We start from the raw sequence: 19,704 nt of genomic DNA on the forward strand, positions 1-19,704 counted from the left end.
AGTCTGGGTTGCGATATCCACGGACGGCCGTTGGAAAGGCTGCCCGTGCCGGGTGGGCCCCGAAGGCCGAGGTCGTTGCCCGTGTTCATCCCGACGCTGGTGCTCTGGCTGTTGAGCGCGTCGCCCGAAGCGCCCGTGACGCCGCCCGTTCCCGTGGAGGCACCGCCGCCCGTGATGCCGGCGGACGTCCCGCCGTTGACGGAGGCCGTGCGGGTGTTGCTGCGGCTGACCATCGACAGCGGGGGCGAGGTGTCCCAGGTGGAGGTCCAGGAGTCCGGGGGCACCGCGTTCGACCGGGCCGCGATGGCGGCGGCCCTGCGTTGGCGCTTCGAGCCCGCGCGCCAGGGAGAAGAACCGCTGGAGGTGCGAGTGGACGTGCCGGTGATGTTCGAGCCGGTGGCCTCGTCGCCTGTGGTGGAGGTGGAGGTGGAGGAGCCCGCGCCCCCTCCGAAGCCGGAGCCGCCCGCGTTCTCCACCACGGTGCGGGGGCAGTCCGCCGCTCCGCCTCCGGTCGCGGTGGGCGACTTCCACATCACGGTGGGGCAGCTGGCGGATGTGCCTCGCAACTCGGCCACGGACCTGATGCTGCTGGCGCCGGGGGTGATGCTGGCCAACCACGGCGGGGAAGGGCACGCGGAGACCGTCTACCTGCGCGGCTTCGACGCGGGCGAAGGCAAGGACGTGGAGATCCGCCTGGACGGGGTGCCCCTCAACGAGGTCTCCAACGCCCACGGTCACGGCTACGCGGACACGTACTTCATCATCCCGGAGCTGGTGCAGTCCCTGCGCGTGACGGAGGGCCCGTATGATCCGTCCCAGGGCGACTTCGGCGTGGCGGGCACCGTGGAGTACCAACTGGGGCTGGAACAGCGGGGCATCACCGCGTCCGCCAGCTACGGCAGCTTCGCGTCGCGCCGGTTGTCCCTGGTGTGGGGCCCGCCCGAGTCCACCGCCGCCACCTTCGTCGGCGTGCTGCTGCGCCAGGGGCACGGCTTCGGCCCCAACCGCGCATACGCGAACGCGGGCCTGATGGCCCAGACGGAGCTGCGCCTGGGCCCGGAGACGAAGCTGCGCCTGTTCGGCGCGAGCTACGGCGCGCGCTATGGCTCCGCGGGCGTGGTGCGGGAGACGGACGTCGTGGACGCGCGGCTGCCGTGTGAGCCGGATGCGGACTCGCAGTTCTTCTGCCTCTACGACCCGAACCAGGGCGGCGGGAGCCAGCGCTACATGGCTTCCGTGGAGCTGACGTCCCGGCTGGAGCGTGGGGGCCGCTTCGTGCAGCAGGCCTTCGCCATCGCCCGGCAGATGCGCAGCCGCGAGAACTTCACCGGCTTCCTCCAGGACACGCCTCCCATCGGCGAGGCCCAGCGCGGCGACAACACGGAGCAGTCCTATCAGGGCACCACCGTGGGCCTGCGCGGCCGCTACACGCCGGGCCTCACCTGGTGGGGGCAGCCGCAGCCGGTGGAGCTGGGCTACGTGGCCCGCTACGACAACGTGCACACCCGCGCGCGGCGCCTGCGCGACAAGGGCGGCGCGCCCTACGCCACCGTGTTCGACAACCAGGTGCGCGTGACGAACCTGGGCGCGTACTTGTCCCTGCGCGGCGCGCCGCTGGAGTGGCTCACGCTGCGCGGTGGCGTGCGCGTGGACACGTTCCTGTTCGGCGTGGAGGACCTGAACCGGCCGGCGGAGGACCGGCAGGGGGCTCGCATCCCGGAGGAGTCCGTGGAGGCCTACGGCTTCTTCGCCAGCCCTCGCGCCAGCGTGGAGGTGCGCCTGACGCCGCGCCTCACGTGGCTGACCAGCGCGGGCCTGGGGGCGCGCTCCAGCGACGCGGCGGGCCTGTCCGACGCGGAGTTCGCGCCCTACGCGCGAGTGACATCCGGGGAGACGGGCCTGGGCTGGCGGTGGGGCGACGGTCGGTCCTCGCTGGAGCTGCGGAGCGCGGTGTTCGCCACGCGCGTGTCGCAGGACCTGGTGTTCAGCGAGACGACGGGGCGCAACCAGCCCATTGGCCCGTCGCAGCGGCTGGGCGCGTTCGGCAGCGCGCGCTTCCATTGGGAGCAACACCTGGACGTGCAGGCGAGCCTCGCGTGGGCCCGCGCGACGCAGCCGTTGCCTGGGGCGCCCTCATGGAGGCTGTGGGACGGCGCGGTGTTGCCGTACATCCCGCAGCTGCTGGGGCGCGTGGATGCGTCTTGGCGGGGCACGGCCACCGTGGCCCGGCAGCCGGTGGGGTGGAGCGTGGCGCTGGGGCACAGCGCCATCGGGCCCAAGCCCCTGCCGTTGGATCGCTACAGCGAGTCCATCTTCCTCTTCGACGTGGCGGCCCGAGCGCGCTGGCGCGCCGTGGAGCTGGGCCTGTCCGTGGAGAACCTGCTGGACGCGCGCTGGCGGGAGTCCGAGTTCAACTACGTGTCCAACTTCCGTGGCCCCGACGCGCCCGCGTCCCTGCTGGCCACGCGCCACTTCTCCGCCGGTGCACCCCGCACCGTGCGCGGCACCCTCACCGTGTACCTGGACCTCCAGGAGGACCGGCCATGAAGCACTACTCGCGTCGTGCCTTCACGTGGATGTTGGGCGGAGCGCTCGCGGCGGGCTGTGGCCTGTCCGGCACTGGAGGTCGGAGCATCACCTTCCGCATGGGGCTGCGCACGGCGCTCGCGTCCGGTGAGTCCACCGTCGGCGCCTTCACGACCGACACCGGCTGGCGCGTGACGCTCACCACCGCGCGCCTGGTGCTGGGGCCCATCTACTTGTTCGAGAAGGCCTCGCCCCTCCAGCCCCAGGCCCTGCTGCGCCGCGTGGGAGACGTGCTGCTGCCCACCGCGCACGCGCACGAAGGGGACTTCTTCTCCGGGGGCCGCGTGCTGGGCGAGTGGGACAGGGAAGTGGTCTTCGACCTGCTCGCGGACGCAGGGCAGGCGCGCGTGTTGGGGCGCTCTCCTGGCATCGCGGGCATGGCGCGGTCGCTGTCGCTGCTGCTCCAGCCGCCGTCGAGCGCCCTGGGAGCGGAGGCGGACGTGATGCAGGGGCGTTCCCTGTTCCTGGAGGGCGTCGCGACCCAGGACTCGGCGCGCGTGCCCTTCCGCGTCGCGATGGATTTCCCGCCGCCCGTGGAGCTCCAGCGCGTGGACTTCGTGCCCATCGAGGTGGACCTGGATGACGAGGGCCTCTTCGTCCTGGAGCCACAGCCGCACCGTTGGTTCACCGGCGCGCGCTTCGAGCGGCTGACGGTGCCCGCGGATGGGACGCCGGTGGACGTGGGGACGGAGACCCAGGTGTACCGGGCGCTGAGCGTCAACGTGCGCCGCTTCGACGCGTTCACGGGCGCGTGGGAGCCCGCGGTGTGATTCACACCTGCGTCCAGAACGGCGCGAGCACCAGGTCCGCCTTGCCGAAGGGGTCGGCGCGCACGCGGTCCTCGCTCACGAAGGTGTTCAGCAGCACCCAGCGCTCGTGGTCCTGGCGGAACACCTCCACCACGCGGTGCACGGGGTTGATGATCCACGCGTGTCGGATGCCCGCGCGGGCGTAGCGCGGCAGCTTGATGGTCAGGTCCAGCTTCGCGGTGGCGGGCGAAAGCACCTCGCAGACCCAATCCGGCACGCGGTCGATGAACGAGCCATCCGGCAGTGTCGGCGGCCGTCCGCTCATCCAGCCCGCCAGGTCCGGGACGAGCACGTCCTCGCCCAACAGCAGCCGGGGCTCGGAGGTCCACCACCAGCCCTCCGGCGCGCGTCCCATGAGCGGCGTCATGCCCTGCTTGCGCGTGATGGGTGGCGACGAGACGTAGAGGATGCCATCCAGTGCTTCGCCCACCAGGTAGTGGGGCAACGTCTGCACTTCCTCGTGAGGGGCGAGCGTCCTTCGGGGAGCGGCGTGGCGCATGCGGGAGGCCTCCGGGTCCGAGAGATACCGTCACCGTAGCGGGCAGACCTTCACGCGGCATTGGACCGGCGGGGTGGCCCACCTTGTCCTGGTGGACGCACGCCCTCCCCTCGGGCTGAGGGGGATTGCTATTCGCGCTCCAGCACGAACTGGATGTGCTCCGTGGCCACGGGACCGAACTGGAACAGGTGGATCTGATCCCCCGGCTCCGACGTGAACGTCACCGTGTGCGTGATGCCGGCGCAGATGAACCGCGCGGGGGCGAGCACCGACGCCACGTCCGTCCCCGCCGTGTCGTTGGTGACCTTCGTGGGGACCTGCTGGTTCAGGTAGAGCGTGACGTGCTCGGCGTTCTCCGGGTCGGAGATGAAGCCCGTGTAGCCACCGAAGCCCGACTCACCCGGGCGCAGGGTGACGTCGTAGCGCGCGTGGCCAGTGTGCGTGTCGGGCGGGAAGTCGAAGGGCGTGCGTCCCGCGGTGACCGCCTCCGGCGTGTTGACGAGCGTGTGCGTGCACGCGTGCTCCAGCTCCGGGTCCCGCTCGCCGGTGGTGAAGTCCAGCGCGGTGTCGCCGCCCAGCCCCACGGTGGCTGGTGACAGCGCGCGTCCGGCCGCGTCCTTCAGCGCGTCCAGCGCCAGGGCGTGGTGCGTGGAGACCTCCAGCGGCCGGGTGCTCTCCTCGGTGCGCGGCACGGTGACGGTGAGCGTGCGCGCGTCCTCGGACCAGGTGCCGGTGAGGACGCGGGCCGGGGCGGTGGTGTCCGTGCGGTCGTGCAGCGTGACCTGGGCGGCGGACGGGTCCATGGGCTCGCTGAAGGTGAGCGTCAGCACCTTGCGGAAGGCGATGACCGGCGTCTGTCCGGACGCGTCCAGGTACATCTCCAGTGGGTAGACATCCGTCTCGCCCTCGGAAGGATGGGACGTGGTGACGGTAGCGGTGGACGCGGTCGTGCCCGCGTCGGTGCCGGTGCCCGCGTCAGAGCCCGCGTCCGTCGATGTGCCCGCGTCCGGTGTGACGATGGGGGCGTCGTCATCGCAGCCGCTCAGTGCGAGGGCGGCACAGGTGGCGAACAAGAAGGTGGCGGAGGAGGGACGCATCGGGGAGTCCTTCGTGCGGTGGTGCAGGCCCGCGGCGGAAGCGGTGAGCCGCGTTGGGGAAAGACGTGACGGAGGCGCGTCATCGAGCGCCCTCCAGGGAAAGGCCCGCGCCGGAGCACCGTTCCGAGGTGAGATGCTCCGGCGCGGGAGCGGACCGGTTCAGGCCCGCGTCAGGGGACCGCGGTCAGCACTGCGACCCGTCGCAGTTGTCGTCGATGCCGTTGCCACAGATTTCAGTGGCGCCCGGGTTGATGCTGGCGCCGGAGCCCGGCGTGTCGTTGCAGTCGAAGCGCTGCGTCGTGTAGCCGGCGGGCGGCGTGCACGCGGTGAGGACGGACGTGGAGTTGTTGCCGTACCCGTCACCGTCCGCGTCCTGGTAGTAGCGCGTGCGCGTGTCGTTGAGGAACTCCGGCCCCACGGTGAGCGCGTCGCCGGACGCCGGCCCCGCCGCGAGGATGTACGTCGTGCCCGCCGTCAGGTCGTAGACGGACACGTGCGTGAGCGAGCACCCCGAGGACGACACGGTGTGCGTCAGCGTGGAGGGCACCGTGGCGCTGGTGGCGCCGTTGACGACGGTGAAGGCCACGTTCTGCGTCCGGTAGAACGCGTATGAGCCGGTGGTGGCCGGTACGTACGTCACGGAGCCCTCGGCGCCGGACGGCAGCGCCAGGTCATAGGCCTTGTGCTTCGTGCTGATGTCGGGCGCGCTGGTGACGCGCGTGGCGCTCGCCGTGACGGACACGTGGTCCGTGGGGTTGCCGGAGTGGGTGCACGCGTGCGTGGTGATGCCCGTGCCCAGCGACGTGCAACCGGCCTCCAACTCCTGTGCATCCTGCGCCTCGAAGGAGGCCTCCGGCGCCTCCTCCATCGGTCCGCAGGCCGTCAGGCCGAGAGACAACAACGCGCCCAGCGCGATGCGCTTCATCTTCAACATGGGTGTTTCCTTTCGGGATGCCGGGCGCGGCGGGGTGCCAGGCGGACAGGAAGCCGCCGGTGCGTCCGGTGACTCACTCATGCCGTAAGCGCAACTTGGTTGCAATAATGACCGGTGCGATTCAGCCCCTCACTGGAGGTGTTCGATGACGAGCCCGAGACTCGTGAGCGCGGTGGGGCCGAAGGTGACGGTGTACTGGACCTTGTCCGTCAGCTCGTAGCCGACCATCTGCTTCAGGCCGTCGCAGAAGCCGCCCGTGGCCTGGGTGCCCATGGGCTCCACGACGCGCTCGCCTTCCTTCACGGTGACGGCCACGTCGGGCGTGCTCAGGTAGAGGATGAAGTCACCGCTCGCCCAGGCCTTGAAGCTGAAGGTGCCCACGGACTGGCCGTTCTCCGGGCGCAGCTGGACGGTGTAGTGCGTGTGGAAGTCATCCACGCGTGGCTGGCGCTCCGGCGACGCGGTGACGGTGGCGAAGGGGCCGTGGGTGACGTGCCAGCAGGCGTGCTCGCCGTTGTCCCCGAAGTCGAAGTCCGTGCGCGGCACGTAGTCCGGGTCCGCCACGCACGACAGGCCCTCTTCGCTGGCCAGGTAGCCCCGGTTGCAGTGGCACCAGTCGCCCTCAGGCTCGCGGTGGATGTGGCCGTTGGGGGCGCATGGGTCGCCCTGCTCCTGGGGCGTGTCGTCCGGGCCGGGCGAGGCGTCGTCGCCGCAGGCGGTCAGGACCGCGAGGCCGCCGGCCAGGAGGAGGGCTGGAAACGGGGTGCGCATGGGGCTGCCTCATCGGAATCCGTGATGTAGATGCAATTGAGATACAGAAGTTTTTGGATGTTGGGAAGGCCCGTGGGCCTTGGAGGTGTCCACGGGCCTTCACTCACGCGGGCCTACTCTTCGTGGTGGTCGTGGCCCGTCTCCTCGACGACGAGGAGGAACGTGGCGGGCTGGGGAACGACGGCCGCGAAGTCCAGGCGGTAGTCCACGCCGCCCTCCAGGTCGGCCGTGACGGCGGTGCGCAGGTTGCCGCAGACCTCCTGCGGGACGTGGTAGCGGCACTCGAGGCCGACCTCCTCATTCGTGGCCGCGTTGAAGACGCGGACGGCGCGGTAGCCGGAGGTGAGGAAGGCGTACTCGGTGGACTCTTCCGGCGTGAAGATGACGGAGCCCGCGTAGCCCAGCGTCCACTTCCGGTAGCTGATGGCCGGCAGGGTGACGTTGTACGCGGTGTGCCCCACGCTCACGTCCACGAAGGACGGGCCTCCATAGGGCGCGGCGGTGACGGACTCGAAGGGACCGTATTCGGCGTGGATGCAGGAGTGCTCGGCCACCTCCGCCAGCTCCTCCGTGTCCTCGCAGACGGCGAGCAGCTCCGACTCCTGGGTGACGGGGGCTTGCGACTCCGGGGCTGGGGCTTCTTCGGTACCGCAGCCGGCGAGCAGGACGACGGCGCCAGCGGCGAGCAGGGCATGCTTCAACATGGACATGGGGGGCCTTGGGTGGGTACCGCGGGTGAAGGCAGGACCCGTAATAAGTGCCATAGGGATTCAAATGCAATCAAGTTGCATTTGATGAGGTGGTGTCCGGGGAGTGTCGTGCGGGGCGGGCTGTCACCTCGATTCCACGAAGGAGGGCTGGTCCTGGGGCGCTGGCATGCCGAAGATGGGGCGCTTTTCTCCCGCAGGGCTGGAGGTGCCGTGAAATGAGAGGGCCGTCCTTCTTGTCGCGCGTCCTGGTGTTGTCCGTGCTGGTGCTCCCTGCGTTGGCGCAGGCGGGCTCGTACCTCCGGGTGGTGAGCTGGAACCTCCGCCACGAGGGATGGGCGGCCGAGCAGACCTACCTGGATGATGCGAAGCAGCTGTGGAACCAGTTCGGTGCGAACAGCAACTCGAACAATGGCTGTGACCTGGTGTTCCTCCAGGAGGTGATGGACGCGTCCGCGGCGACGGCCATCGCGACGAACCTGACGCAGGTCTCCGGGGTGTCGTGGACGGCGGTGGTGACGCCGCTCATCGGCCGGTCGTCCTACAAAGAGCACTACGCGGTGCTGTACCGGACGGACACGGTGTCGCTGCTGTCCTCCACGGTGTGGACGGACACGGGGGACCTGTTCGAGCGCGAGCCGCAGGTGGTGAAGGTGCGCCACGTGCCCACGGGCGCGGACTACACCTTCCTCAACTGGCACGCGGTGTGGGGCACGGCGGCGGACCGGACGCTGGAGGCGCAGGCCATCGACGGCGTGTTCGCGTCCGTGCAGTCGGCCAGCACCTCGGACCAGGACGTCATCCTCGTGGGCGACCACAACATGGCCTGCACCCACGCGTCCTGGAGCCAGCTGAAGGGCTTGTCGCCCGCGGTGACGTGCAAGCTGGACGTGGCCACCACCATGAACACGTCCGGTGGCTACGCCAACGCGTACGACCACTTCTGGATGCAGGACACGTACGTGACGGAGTTCTCCAGCACGGGCCGCGACTACATCGCGAACCCGCTGGACTACGTCACCCGGCTGTCGGACCACGCGCCGGTGTGGCTGTCCCTGTACTCCAACAGCGACACGGACTGACGCCGCATGCGCTTGAAGCGGGTCCTGGGCGGGATGTTGGTGGTGGTGCTCGTGGGCGTGGGCTTGTGGATGCTGTTGCGTCCCGAGCCCGCGTCACCGCTGGCGCCGCCATCAGCTCCTGTGTCCGTGAGGGTCGAGGACGCCGGTGTGCTGGAGGCGGCTCATCCAGTGGAGGCCGCGGCGGCCTCGGACGCGGGCCTGTGGCTGACGGCGACGCTGGAGGGGGCGCGTCCGTTCGATGGAGAGGCGCGCGTGGGCGCGGCGTTCATCATTGAAGGGGATGAGGGGTGGTGGGAGGAGGAGAAGCGGCAGAAGGCAATCAGCCTCGTGGGTCCTTCGAGTCTGGAGGACCTGGCCAACGTGCGTGAGTGGATGACTGCGCCGGCCACCGCTTCGTCGCAGGGAGGCGTGGTGGGGCCCGTCGCCGTGCCGCCCGCGCCGCGCTACCAGGTGGTCGCGTTCGAACCGGACGGGACCTTCTGGTGGGCGGACTTCGTGCCGGGCGCGTTGCCGAAGACGGGCACGTTGAACGCGGGCGTGCTGCGCGCGAACCGGCCCACGGGCGTGAGCATCCGGTTGGACGGTGCGCGGAACATGGAGGGGGCGTTCTCCGTGCGCATCGAACGCGACGTGGATCCCCACGACGCCGAGCGGGCCAGCGCCCTTCAGCCCATGCTGGCGCTGGTGAACCCGGACCTGGGCTGGGCGCTCGTGAATCGCTCGCCGGTGCCACTGAGCCCGGACGCGGACACGCGCCTGGCGCCGCTGCCTCCGGACCGCGGGGTGAGGCTGTGGTTGCGCGCGCCCTCGGGGCGGGAGGGTGGCCCGGTCGAGGTGCGCCTGCGTGAAGGCACCGTGACCCCGGTGACGCTGGACGTGGCGCGGCTGTTCCCCGAAGGCCTGAGTCGCGCGGTGACCCTTCGCGGACGGGTCCTGCTGGGGAACACGTCCCGGTCCGGTGGGCGGATGGTGAGCTGGCCGGGCGGAGAGGAGCCGGTGGACGCGGACGGGCGCTTCACGATCCCCGACGTGCCGGTATGGCGAGCGACGCGCTTCAACGTCTATCGGGGACTGAAGGAGGAAGGCCGTCCGGCGGCGCCTTCGATGTGGGACTTCGACTTCACGCCAACGGAGGAGATGCAGGGCGTGGTGGACGTCGAGTGGCGCGTGCCGCTGTACCGGTGGTTGGTCGTTCGGATGGATGGCTTCACGCGAGCGCAGTTGAAGGAGCGCGTGGTGCCGCCCTATCCGGTGTACCTGCTGGAGCGTCGCGACGCGCAGGGCCTGTGGAGCGCGGTGCCTTCGCGGGAGTTTGTTCCGGAGGAGGACGGCATGGCGGTGTCCCTGCTGGAGCCCGGGACCTACCGCGTCCAGGTCGCGTCAGCGCCCTATGCGTCACGGCCCAGCAGCGTGGCGCAGATGGGCGCGGACGACACGAGCGTGGACGTGCGGCTGTCGCCAGCGCCTTCCGCCGGCCTCTCCTGTGAGGTTCACGTCACCCATCAAGGACGTCCCGTGGCGGGAGCCCTGGTGATGGTGGGCGGGAAGTACCGCTCAATGCCTCCCATGCGCGGAGAGACGGACAGCGCGGGGCACTGGCGGTTGGGCGCCGTGACCTCGGACGTGCTGCCGATGTTCGTGCAGGGCGCCGGGAATGAATGGGAGGGCGACGGAGCGGAAGCCTGCCTCCGCTCGGGCGTCGTGGAGGTGCGGCTGTAGATTCGTCAGGCGGCCGACGCCGTTAGAAGCTCGTCGGGGGTGCTGGCCAGCTCGGCGTTCTCCTCGGCCACTTCCTCGGCGGTGCGGGCCTGGACGGTCAGGGCCTGCACCCACAGCTCCAGGACATCCATCAGCGCGCTGCGTGTCTCGCCCTGGAGCGGGGCCAGCCGCTGCGCCATGCGCCCCTGCACCTGCGCATCCAGCTGATCCGCGAGCGCGCGGCCCGCGTCGGTGAGGCGCACGCGCACGCGCCGGCGATCATGCCGCACCGAGCGCTCCCGCCGCACGAGGCCGCCGTCCTCCAGCCGGTCCACCAGGCGGCTCAAGCGCGGCATGGCCAGTCCCCCCAGGCGCATGGCGAGCACTCCCACGGGCAGCAGGCTCTCCAAGCGCAGCCACCAGATCGCCTGGAGTTCCCGAGGTTCCCAGTGGGGATGGCTCAGGACGTCCAGGGGACTCTCCAGCGCGCCGCAGCGGGCCGCGTCCACGAGGAGATTCCGCCAACGCGCCACCTGCACGCGCACCTCCGCCGAGAGCTCCGTCATGCACCCCTCCCTGCCATGAGCAAGCGCCGCGTCCGGCCCCGCGTGCGACGCATCCGGCATCCCGCGGCCCCCTGGGACCGCGAAGACATCAACGGAAATACGTGACGGACATATCGATCTGGTTTCTGACCGGATTTTCTCGGGGCGCTCTACTCGCCACTCGCCGCCTTGCGCTTCGCGCTGCGTGCCTTCGCGTGCGCCTTGTCGAAGCCCTCGTAGAACCGCACGGCCTGCTCACCCACCATCTGGATGTGCTGGTTGTTGAGGTACGCGGTGATGGGCGCGGCGACGAGCGGCATCGCGCGGCCCAGCGTCGTCATGCCGCCCTTCGCGAGCAGCAGCGCCGCCAGCTTCCCCAGCACCTTCGGCCCGGAGCGGTGCAGCGGCCCCAGCCCGTTGGCGTAGCCGAACAGGTCCAACATCTCCCCGCGCGCCCGGTCCGTCTTGAGGTTCGCCTTGTAGAGCGTGGCCACGTCCGTGAGCAGGACGAGCTGCAGGTAGGCCATGAACGTCAGGTCCGCCGGCAGCGAGATGAGCCCGAACACGCCGCTCACTCCGCCGACCATGCTCGCGAGGCTCTTCTTCTCGTCCACCAGCCGCTGCGCCAGCTCCTTGGTCGTCGCGGACGGGTAGCGCTTCTCCAGCGCCGCCACTCGCACGCGCGCCCGGCCGATCTCCCCCTGGATGAGGTCCGACAGGCGCAGCGACCCCAGCTTCTTCAGCTCCGCGGGGGTCAGCTTCTTCATGAAGCCCAGCCGCTCTGTCACGCCGTCGTAGAAGGCCATGTCCTCCTCCTTGGCCGCGATGCACGCGGCCGGTCGTCTCTAGTAACCCCGCTCGGCCAGGTACAGGTCCACCAACGCGCCTTCTTCGTACCAGCCGTGTCGCATCTCCGACTTGAACCACCGCGAATCCGGACGCGCCGAGCGCACCTCCAGCTTCACCCGGTTGGGCCCCGTGTCGATGACCGCCGCGCGCGCCTTGCACGCCGCGCCCGGCTCCTCGCCGAAGCCGCCCTCCAGGCACACCTCGTCCCCCACCGACAGGCGCCGGGTGTACTCCTGGGCCAGGTAGAGGGCGTCGTCACAGCCGCTGCGCACGGAGGACTTCCCCAACGCCGCGCAGCGGTCCTGCGCGGGCGCCCGGATGACCGGCACGTTGGAGATGAACGCGTCCTCCTGGTTGGGGTCGCGCTGATACGAGCCCACCTGCTTGCACCCCGTCACCGCCACCAGGACCGTCAGGCCCGCCCACGTCCACTTCATCGCGTCATCGCCTCCGGGACGCGCGTCGCCGCGCCTCCGCGCCAACAAGGAAAGGGCGGGAAGCATGGCAGACAGGGCCAGGTGCGGCAAAAGGTGCCGGAAGGACCCGTGGGCGTCTCTACGCGATACGGCGCGCGGGCCCGGGGATTTCCTCGGTGACGCCGGGAACCGCCCGGTTCTTTCCGTCCACGAAGACGACCGTGGGCTTCCAGTGGGCGGCCTCCGCCTCCTCGACCTCCGCGAAGGTGGCCAGGATGACCAGGTCGCCCGGCTGGTTCAGGTGCGCGGCCGCGCCGTTGATGCAGATGACACCGCTGCCGGACTCGCCCTCCAGGGCGTACGTCTCCAGCCGGGTGCCGCGCGTGACGTTCCACACCGCGACCTTCTCGAAGGGGAGGATGTCCGCCGCCTTCAGCAAATCTCGGTCGATGGTTACCGAACCCTCGTAGTCGAGGTCGGCCTGGGTCACCGTCGCGCGGTGGATCTTGGACTTGAAGAGGATGCGGCGCATGGGGGGCCCTCGGGAAGCGGCGCAACCGTAACGGCTCCCCTGCCCGGGGACAACATCCCCGGTGTCCCACGCACCGCCTGCCTCCCTGCACGCCCTGCTGTTTACTTCGTGAAATTCACGAGCTGACTCAGGTTCAGGGGCACGGACTGCGCGTCCGACGTCAGGTTGCCCGTCAGGCTCACCTGCGCGTTGCCACCCGAGCGCAGCGCCATGGCCGCGGAAGCGGCGCTCGCGAAGTTGATGGTGAGTGGCAGCGTCACCTGCTTCGTCCCACTCCCGTCCAGCATGCCCAGGTTGCCCGTGGACAGGTTGCCCACGTTGGCGCCCGCCACCTTGAGCGCGCCCGTGATGCCCGCCACCGGCAGGGGGAAGGCGTTGCGGTTGGTGATGGCCAGGGGGAACTCCACCGTGGCGCCGCTCAGCGTGACGTTGGTGATGCGCGGCGCCTGGAACTGCACCTGGGGAATCTTGGGGACGGGGAACGTGCCCTCCTTCTCCAAGGGGAACTTCAGCACGCCCAGCGGCGTCTGGATGCCCAGCGAGCCCTGCGCCTTGAAGGCCGCCACGTCCTTGTCCAGGAACGTGGTCACCACCGGCGCGATGTCCGCGAACTTCACGTTGGCGGGGAAGACAATCTGGCTCTTGCCGTTGGACTTGAGGTTCAAGCCCTCCTTCGGCTTGCCGGCCACCAGCTGCTTGCCCTCCACGAAGAAGGCGTAGTCCACCGACGCCAGCTTCAGGCCCAGGCTGTTGGGGTTGTCCAGCTCATACACCAGGTCCACCGTGGCGTCGGACAGGGAGGCGTTCGCCAGCCGGGCCGTCTTGAACTTCAGCGTGGGCTTCTTGAAGGCACCGTTGAGCAGGCTCTGCAGCGCTGCGCAGCCGGAGAGCGTGGTGAGCGACACGGCGAAGAGGACCAGGAACGCGCGTTTCTTCATGGGCATGGGCGTAGCAGAGGACGCACCGCGTTCGCGCGGATTCAATCGCCGCGCGTGTCGGGGCCTCGACGGGTGCACCTTCGGCACTCCAATGGTATGCGCCAGGGGACTCCCCGTGCTGGAGGTTGGCCCGCCGTGACAGGTGGCATCTTGTCTCACCCCCTCGCCGCGCTGGCGGTGCTGGCCGCGCTGTCGCTCACGGGCTGCTCCCGGTCCTCCAACGCCGAGGCCGCCCCCGCGCGGCGGATGGACCTGAAGCCGTGCCGGCTGGACGGAGTGGCCGCGCAGACGCTCTGCGGCACGCTGGAGGTCTTCGAGGACCGGGCCGCGGCGAAGGGGCGCAAAATCTCCCTGCGCGTGGTGGTGGTGCCCGCGCTCGCGTCGCAGCCGAAGGAAGACCCGTTGTTCTTCCTCGCGGGCGGCCCCGGCCAGGCGGCCTCACGCACGCGCATCCTTCCCGCGCTGGATCGCATCCGGCGTCAGCGCGACATCGTGTTCGTGGACCAGCGCGGCACGGGGGACTCGCACCCGCTGGACTGCGAGGCGTTGAATCCCTCGCGCAAATCGCTGGCGGAGCGCTTCGAGGACCGCGAGGACGCGGACGTGATTCCCCAGTGCCGCAAGGGCTGGGACGCGGACGAGCGGCTCTACACCACGTCCATCGCCATGGACGACCTGGACGACGTGCGCGCGGCGCTGGGCTACCGGCAGGTGAACCTGTGGGGCATCTCCTACGGGACGCGCGCGGCGCTGGTGTACATGCGCCAGCACCCGGACCGCGTGCGCACCGCCATCCTGGATGGCGTGGCCCCCATGGGGCAGTACCTGCCGCTGTACGCCGCGCGCGATGGCCAGCGCGCCCTGGACCTGCTCATGGACGCGTGCGCGAAGGACGGCGTCTGCGCGAAGGCGTATCCGGACCTGCGCGCCCGCACGGAAGCGCTGCTCGCGAAGCTGGAGGCCGCCCCCGCGAAGGTGCACCTGTCGCATCCGCGCACGGGCGTGCCGGAGGACTTCACGCTCACCCGGCGCGTCTTCCTGTCGGAGCTGTTCTCGCTGCTCTACAGCCCGGACGTCGCGTCGCTGGTGCCGCTGATGCTGGACCGCGCCGCGAAGGACGACTGGACGCCCTTCGTCGCGCTGTCGCTGGGGCTCACCGACGAGGTGGCGCGCACCACCAGCCGCGGCATGTTCCTGGCGGTGGTGTGCGCGGAGGACGCGCCCTTCTTCACGGAGGAGGACGCCGAGCGTGAAGCGAAGGGCACCTGGTTCGGTTCACGCATGGCGCTGGACGTGAAGCGCGGGTGCGCGAAGTGGCCGCAAGCGAACGTGCCCGCGAGCTTCCGCGAGCCCGTGAAGTCGGACATCCCCACGCTGCTGTTGTCCGGCGAGCTGGACCCCGTGACGCCGCCGCCCTGGGGCGAGGAGGCGAAGCGGACGCTCACGCACAGCCTGCACGTGGTGGTGCCGGGGTTGGGACACAACACGGTGGGCGCGGACTGCGCGCGCACGTTGATGGCGGAGGTGCTCACGCGCGGCAGCGTGGAGGGCCTGACGCCCGACTGTGGCGCGGGCCTCAAGCGGCCGCCCTTCTTCACCTCCTTCGCCGGCCCTGTTCCGTAGGACTCAAGCGCCCATGATTGAAGCCAGGAACCTGCACAAGCGCTTCGGCTCCGTGACGGCCGTGCATGACGTGACCTTCACCGCGGAGGACGGCGTCATCACGGGCCTGCTGGGCCCCAACGGCGCGGGCAAGACGACCACGATGCGCATGCTCTACACGCTGGTGCGCCCGGATGGCGGCACCGCCACCGTGGACGGCGTGGACGTGGCGAAGCAGCCGGAGGTGGCCCGTCGCGCGCTGGGCGTGCTGCCCGACGCGCGAGGCCTCTACCCGCGCCTCACCGCGCGCGAGCACGCGCGGTACTTCGGCGAGCTGCACGGCCTGTCCGGCGCCGCGCTGGACGCGCGCGTGGAGGAGCTGGTGGAGCTGCTGGACATGAAGGACATCGCGGACCGGCGCACGGAGGGCTTCAGCCAGGGCGAGCGCGTGAAGGTGGCGCTGGCGCGCGCGCTGGTGCACGGGCCTCGCAACGTGCTGCTGGACGAGCCCACCAACGGCCTGGACGTGATGGCCACGCGCTCCGTGCGCACGCTCTTGCGCAAGCTGAAGGCGCAGGGCTGCTGCGTGGTGTTCTCCAGCCACGTGATGCAGGAGGTGGCCGCGCTGTGTGACCGCATCGTGGTGGTGGCGCGCGGGCGCGTGGTGGCGGACGGCACGGCGGACGCGCTGCGTGCGAGCACCGGCAAGGACAGCCTGGAGGAAGCCTTCGTGAGCGTGATTGGCAGCGAGCAGGGGTTGCGCGAATGAAGGGCCTCATCGGGACGGTGCTGCGCAAGGAAGTGCTGGACCACCTGCGGGACAAGCGCACGCTGGGCACCGCGCTGATGTGGCCGCTGTTGGGCCCGCTGGTGTTCCTGGTGATGTTCAACGTGATGGCCTCCTGGTACCGGCAGGACCGGCCGCTGGAGATGCCGGTGGTGGGCCGCGAGCACGCGCCCAGCCTGATGGCCTTCCTGGAGCGCTACGGCGCGAAGCTGTCGGAGGCCCCTCGGGACTACGAGTCGCTGGTGCAGGCCGGGAAGCTGGACCTGGTGCTGGTGGTGACGGAGGACTACGCGAAGGAGTTCGCGGACGGGCACACCGCCGCGGTGCGGCTGGTGGTGGACAGCTCGCGCAACAAGGCCCGCCAGTCCGTGCAGCGCGCGCAGCGGATGTTGGCGGTGTATTCGCAGCAGACCGGCAGCCAGCGCCTGTTCGCGCGCGGCGTGTCGCCAGAGCTGGCGGTGCCCGTGCGCGTGGACGAGCTGGATTTGTCCACGCCCGAGCGCACCGCGGCCACGGTGCTCACCACCATCCCGCTGTTCCTGGTGATGGCGGCGTTCGCGGGCGGCATGCAGCTGGCCAGCGACACCATGGCGGGCGAGCGCGAGCGCGGTTCGCTGGAGCCCCTGTTGCTCAACCCGGCTCCTCGCGGCGCGGTGGTGGCGGGCAAGTGGCTGGCCACCTGCGCCATGGCGGGCACGGGCGTGCTCTTGTGTCTGGTGGGTTACTTCCTGGTGGTGAAGCGCGTGCCGCTGGAGGACCTGGGCGTGCGCGCCCGCTTCGACGCGCCGGCCGCGCTGGGCATGCTGGCAGCGGTGCTGCCGCTGGTGCTGGCCGCGTCCGCCGTGCAGATGTGGGTGTCCACCTATGCACGGTCGTTCAAGGAGGCGCAGACGTATCTGTCGCTCCTGATGGTGCTGCCCACGCTGCCCGGGATGATGCTGGCCCTGTCCCCCATCCAGACGCAGACGTGGATGTTCGCGGTGCCGGTGCTGGGGCAGGAGATGCTCGCGGGCGAGGTGATGCGCGGCGAGACGCTGGGGCCGGTGCCCTTCCTGCTCGCGCTTCTGTCCTGTGTGGTGGTGTCCCTGGTGGCGCTGCGCTTCACCACGCGTCTGTTGACCCAGGAGCGCATCATCTTCGGCAGGAGCTAGCGGGCAGGCTCGGGCCGACCGAGCCGGGGGGCGAATGTCTTCGGGGCGCCGCTTGGGCGCTGTGTTCACGTGACAGGGGCGGCGAAGTGCCGTCCAATGTTTCGCGATGACGCTTGAGCGTGAACGAGAAGCCTTGCTGCCCTTCGCCCCGAATTCGGTGGCCTCCACGGAAGGGGAACCGCGGTTCGGGACGTATCAGGGAGAGCTGCCGGAGGTGGACCTGCCCCGGCTGTTGGGGAAGTGGGCTCCGGGGCGCGCGACGCGGCTGCTCAAGCGCAAGCGCTGGCACTACACCTTCGTCGCCACGCAGGAGGTAGCGGCCCTCTTCGCGGTGGTGGACCTGGGCTACACGGCCAACGCCTTCGCGGTGGCGGTGGACCTCCAGGAGAAGAAGCCCCTCTGTGACGTGAGCTTCCTGGGCGTGCCCGGGCCGCTCGCGGAGGTGAGTGACAAGCCGGGCGCGGGGCTCGTGGCGGCCTTCCGCACGCTGGGCGGGCGCATGTCCGTGAAGCGCGGCGAGTCCGACGAGCGCTACCAGGTGGAGGTGGACGTCAGCCGCATGCGCACGCAGTCGCTCCAGTCGTTCCAGTGGAACGGCGAGCTGCTGGTCGCGGGCGGTCCGCCGGCCCTCACCGTCATCGCGCCGGTGCAGGGCGACGGGCTGGTCAACGTCACGCAGAAGCGCAGTGGCCTCCTGGCCTTCGGGAGCCTGGAGGCGGGTGGCCGGCGCTTCCGGTTGGATGGCGGCGTGGGCGGCATGGACTACACGCAGGGCTACCTGGCGCGGCACACCGCCTGGCGCTGGGCCTTCGCGGCCGGACGGCTGCCGGATGGCACGCCCGTGGGCCTCAACCTGGTGGAGGGCTTCAACGAGGGCGCCACCGAGGCCAACGAGAACGCCGTCTGGCTGGGCGACCGGCTCTACCCGGTGGGCCGCGCGCACTTCGAGTACGACGCGAAGGAACTGCTCGACCCGTGGCGCCTGACGACGGCGGACGGCGCGGTGGACCTGCGCTTCAAGCCCATCTACGTGCACCGCGAGGAGCGCAACCTGCGGCTCGTGGTGAGCCACTTCGCCCAGCCCGTGGGCTTCTTCGAGGGCACCCTGCGCGTGGGTGGCCAGGAGCTCAAGCTGTCCAACGTCCCCGGCGTCACCGAGGACCAGGACATGCTCTGGTAGCAGCGGTTCTCCTGGACGGCGGGACTCCCGGGGAGGTCCCGGGTTGTCTATGACCCGGTGCTTTGCCAGTGTGGTTCTCCTTCACTGAGGGAGCACCGCATGGCGTCTGTCCGGGGAGTCTCTGTTGCGTTGGGTTGTGTCGTCGGGCTTGTCACCAGCGCGTGTGGCTCCGACCCGGCGCCCGGGCAGCAGCGGGAGATTGGCACGGGGCTGACGCTGGAGGGCGACGCGGTGCGCGTCGTCTACGGCGACGGGCCGGGCACGGCGGTGGAGGGGAATGATCCACGACTGTCCGCCGCGGGCCAGGGCATCCGCAACGGGACGGCGCCGCAGGACGCGTCGTTCGCGGTGGCGGGCACGGGGCAGGTGCGGGGCCGGCTGACGGCGAACGCGGACGTGGTGCTGGACGCGTCCGCTTCCGCGAAGACGCCCGTGCCGCTCTTGTCCGTGAGCAACACCGTGTCCGGGACGGGCGAGCCCACGTGGGAGCGCCAGGGGGTGTTCACGGTGGACTCCGCGGGCGGGCTGATGGCGCGCGGGGAGTTTGGCATGGGCACCATCCCTGCCCAGGGCAAGGGAACCCGGATGATGTGGTACCCGGCCAAGGGCGCCTTCCGTGCGGGAAGCACGGAGACGCAGTGGGACGACGCGAACGTGGGGCAGTACTCGTGGGCGGGCGGCAACAACAACCTGGCCAGTGCCTACGGTTCCTTCTCGTTCGGAGACCAGTGCACGGCGTCCGGCACGGTCTCGGTGTGCATGGGCTCCGCCAACACGGCGAGCGGGACCGCGTCCTTCTCCGCCGGCGCTTCCAACATCGCGAGCGGCTTCACCTCCGTGGCGGTGGGCTACACCAACACGGCCACGGGGCAGGGCTCCGTCGCGTTGGGCTACCGCAACAGCGCCAACGGGGACTACTCCACGGCGCTGGGGCAGCGCGCGAGCTCCGGCGGCTTCACCGGGTCCTTCATCTGGGCGGACCAATCCACCAGCTCCAGCGTGGTGACGAACACGGCGAACAACCAGTTCATGGCGCGCGCGTCCGGTGGGTTCCGCTTCCGCACGAGCAGCAACCTCACCACCGGCTGCGACCTGCCGGCGGGCTCGGGCGTGTTCACCTGCACGTCGGACCGGACCACGAAGGAGGACTTCCGCCGCGTGGACGCGGAGGCCGTGCTGGCGAAGGTGGCGGCGATGCCGGTGGAGAGCTGGCGCTACAGCGCGGAGGCCGGTGGCGTGCGGCACCTGGGCCCGGTGGCGCAGGACTTCCGCGCGGCGTTCGGCCTGGGGACGGATGACAAGAGCATTGGCCTCCTGGACATCGACGGCGTGAACATGGTCGCCATCCAGGCGCTGGCGCGGCGCACGGAGGAACTGCACGCGAAGAGCGCGGAGGTGGACACGCTCAAGGCCCAGATGGCCGAGCTCCAGCGCAGCCTGTCCCGCCTGGAAGCGGCCGTGCATGCGAAGGGTGCGAAGCCCTGAGGGCTCCGTGCGCGTTCATGCAGGATGCAGTACGGG

19 protein-coding genes are annotated in these 19,704 nt (G+C 70.3%); 9 read left to right on the forward strand and 10 right to left on the reverse strand.

What is annotated here, in order from left to right; all coding sequences use genetic code 11:
- The first annotated feature begins 81 nt into the window (after positions 1–81).
- Together D7Y15_RS06365 and D7Y15_RS06370 are read left to right on the forward strand one after the other, a co-directional pair.
- On the forward strand, positions 82–2,547 hold the full coding sequence (locus D7Y15_RS06365; RefSeq protein ID WP_199745889.1) for a TonB-dependent receptor: 2,466 nt from the start codon (positions 82–84) through the stop codon (positions 2,545–2,547).
- Complete coding sequence (locus tag D7Y15_RS06370; RefSeq protein ID WP_121751994.1) at positions 2,544–3,356, forward strand: hypothetical protein; 813 nt, start codon at positions 2,544–2,546, stop codon at positions 3,354–3,356. The genes D7Y15_RS06365 and D7Y15_RS06370 overlap by 4 nt, the downstream gene beginning before the upstream one ends.
- A 1-nt stretch (position 3,357) precedes the next feature.
- Here the strand turns inward: D7Y15_RS06370 and D7Y15_RS06375 are convergent, their stop codons facing one another.
- The 5 genes from D7Y15_RS06375 to D7Y15_RS06395 form a co-directional block, all read right to left on the reverse strand.
- Positions 3,358–3,894 (reverse strand): Uma2 family endonuclease, encoded by a 537-nt coding sequence (locus D7Y15_RS06375; protein ID WP_120580398.1) that lies wholly within the window; start codon positions 3,892–3,894, stop codon positions 3,358–3,360.
- A gap of 128 nt (positions 3,895–4,022) precedes the next feature.
- Positions 4,023–4,991, reverse strand: coding sequence for an Ig-like domain-containing protein (locus tag D7Y15_RS06380; RefSeq protein ID WP_121751995.1), 969 nt, complete (start codon positions 4,989–4,991; stop codon positions 4,023–4,025).
- 184 nt (positions 4,992–5,175) lie between these two features.
- Positions 5,176–5,925, reverse strand: coding sequence for a putative metal-binding motif-containing protein (locus D7Y15_RS06385; RefSeq protein WP_121751996.1), 750 nt, complete (start codon positions 5,923–5,925; stop codon positions 5,176–5,178).
- A 129-nt stretch (positions 5,926–6,054) separates the two neighbouring features.
- Positions 6,055–6,696 (reverse strand): hypothetical protein, encoded by a 642-nt coding sequence (locus D7Y15_RS06390; RefSeq protein ID WP_120595915.1) that lies wholly within the window; start codon positions 6,694–6,696, stop codon positions 6,055–6,057.
- Between the two features lie 113 nt (positions 6,697–6,809).
- Positions 6,810–7,406: a hypothetical protein gene (locus D7Y15_RS06395; RefSeq protein WP_233604844.1), complete on the reverse strand. Its 597-nt coding sequence runs from the start codon at positions 7,404–7,406 to the stop codon at positions 6,810–6,812.
- A gap of 215 nt (positions 7,407–7,621) precedes the next feature.
- Here D7Y15_RS06395 and D7Y15_RS06400 point away from each other — a divergent pair, with 215 nt between their 5' ends.
- Positions 7,622–8,485, forward strand: a complete 864-nt coding sequence (locus tag D7Y15_RS06400; RefSeq protein WP_120598118.1) for a deoxyribonuclease I — start codon at positions 7,622–7,624, stop codon at positions 8,483–8,485.
- A gap of 6 nt (positions 8,486–8,491) precedes the next feature.
- Positions 8,492–10,204, forward strand: coding sequence for a carboxypeptidase regulatory-like domain-containing protein (locus D7Y15_RS06405; protein WP_148712705.1), 1,713 nt, complete (start codon positions 8,492–8,494; stop codon positions 10,202–10,204).
- Positions 10,205–10,209: 5 nt separating this feature from the next.
- On the opposite strand, the gene D7Y15_RS06410 is transcribed toward D7Y15_RS06405, so the two are convergent.
- From D7Y15_RS06410 to D7Y15_RS06430, 5 genes are all read right to left on the reverse strand, one after another.
- The gene (locus D7Y15_RS06410; RefSeq protein WP_121751998.1) at positions 10,210–10,749 is read right to left on the reverse strand and encodes a MarR family transcriptional regulator; all 540 of its coding nucleotides are present in this window, start codon (positions 10,747–10,749) and stop codon (positions 10,210–10,212) included.
- A gap of 149 nt (positions 10,750–10,898) precedes the next feature.
- Complete coding sequence (locus D7Y15_RS06415; protein ID WP_121751999.1) at positions 10,899–11,534, reverse strand: EcsC family protein; 636 nt, start codon at positions 11,532–11,534, stop codon at positions 10,899–10,901.
- A gap of 39 nt (positions 11,535–11,573) precedes the next feature.
- Positions 11,574–12,014: a hypothetical protein gene (locus tag D7Y15_RS06420; RefSeq protein WP_120578485.1), complete on the reverse strand. Its 441-nt coding sequence runs from the start codon at positions 12,012–12,014 to the stop codon at positions 11,574–11,576.
- 118 nt (positions 12,015–12,132) lie between these two features.
- Complete coding sequence (gene panD, locus D7Y15_RS06425) at positions 12,133–12,525, reverse strand: aspartate 1-decarboxylase (RefSeq protein ID WP_120578486.1); 393 nt, start codon at positions 12,523–12,525, stop codon at positions 12,133–12,135.
- Positions 12,526–12,626: 101 nt separating this feature from the next.
- Positions 12,627–13,469, reverse strand: a complete 843-nt coding sequence (locus tag D7Y15_RS06430; RefSeq protein ID WP_121752000.1) for an LEA type 2 family protein — start codon at positions 13,467–13,469, stop codon at positions 12,627–12,629.
- 90 nt (positions 13,470–13,559) lie between these two features.
- On the opposite strand from D7Y15_RS06430, the gene D7Y15_RS06435 reads away from it, so the two are divergent.
- The 5 genes from D7Y15_RS06435 (at position 13,560) to D7Y15_RS06455 (ending at position 19,668) form a co-directional block, all read left to right on the forward strand.
- Positions 13,560–15,086, forward strand: coding sequence for an alpha/beta hydrolase (locus D7Y15_RS06435; RefSeq protein ID WP_233604845.1), 1,527 nt, complete (start codon positions 13,560–13,562; stop codon positions 15,084–15,086).
- 13 nt (positions 15,087–15,099) lie between these two features.
- Positions 15,100–15,834 (forward strand): ATP-binding cassette domain-containing protein, encoded by a 735-nt coding sequence (locus tag D7Y15_RS06440; protein WP_120578489.1) that lies wholly within the window; start codon positions 15,100–15,102, stop codon positions 15,832–15,834.
- Positions 15,831–17,003, forward strand: a complete 1,173-nt coding sequence (locus tag D7Y15_RS06445) for an ABC transporter permease (RefSeq protein ID WP_121752002.1) — start codon at positions 15,831–15,833, stop codon at positions 17,001–17,003. Before D7Y15_RS06440 ends, D7Y15_RS06445 begins: the two co-directional genes overlap by 4 nt.
- Positions 17,004–17,109: 106 nt before the next feature.
- Complete coding sequence (locus D7Y15_RS06450) at positions 17,110–18,183, forward strand: DUF2804 domain-containing protein (protein WP_120578491.1); 1,074 nt, start codon at positions 17,110–17,112, stop codon at positions 18,181–18,183.
- A 99-nt stretch (positions 18,184–18,282) separates the two neighbouring features.
- Entirely contained in the window at positions 18,283–19,668 is a 1,386-nt protein-coding gene (locus D7Y15_RS06455; protein WP_121752003.1) for a tail fiber domain-containing protein, read from the forward strand.
- The last annotated feature ends 36 nt before the right edge of the window (positions 19,669–19,704 follow it).

Source organism: Corallococcus sp. AB030 (genome assembly GCF_003668965.1).
Lineage (GTDB): Bacteria > Myxococcota > Myxococcia > Myxococcales > Myxococcaceae > Corallococcus > Corallococcus exiguus.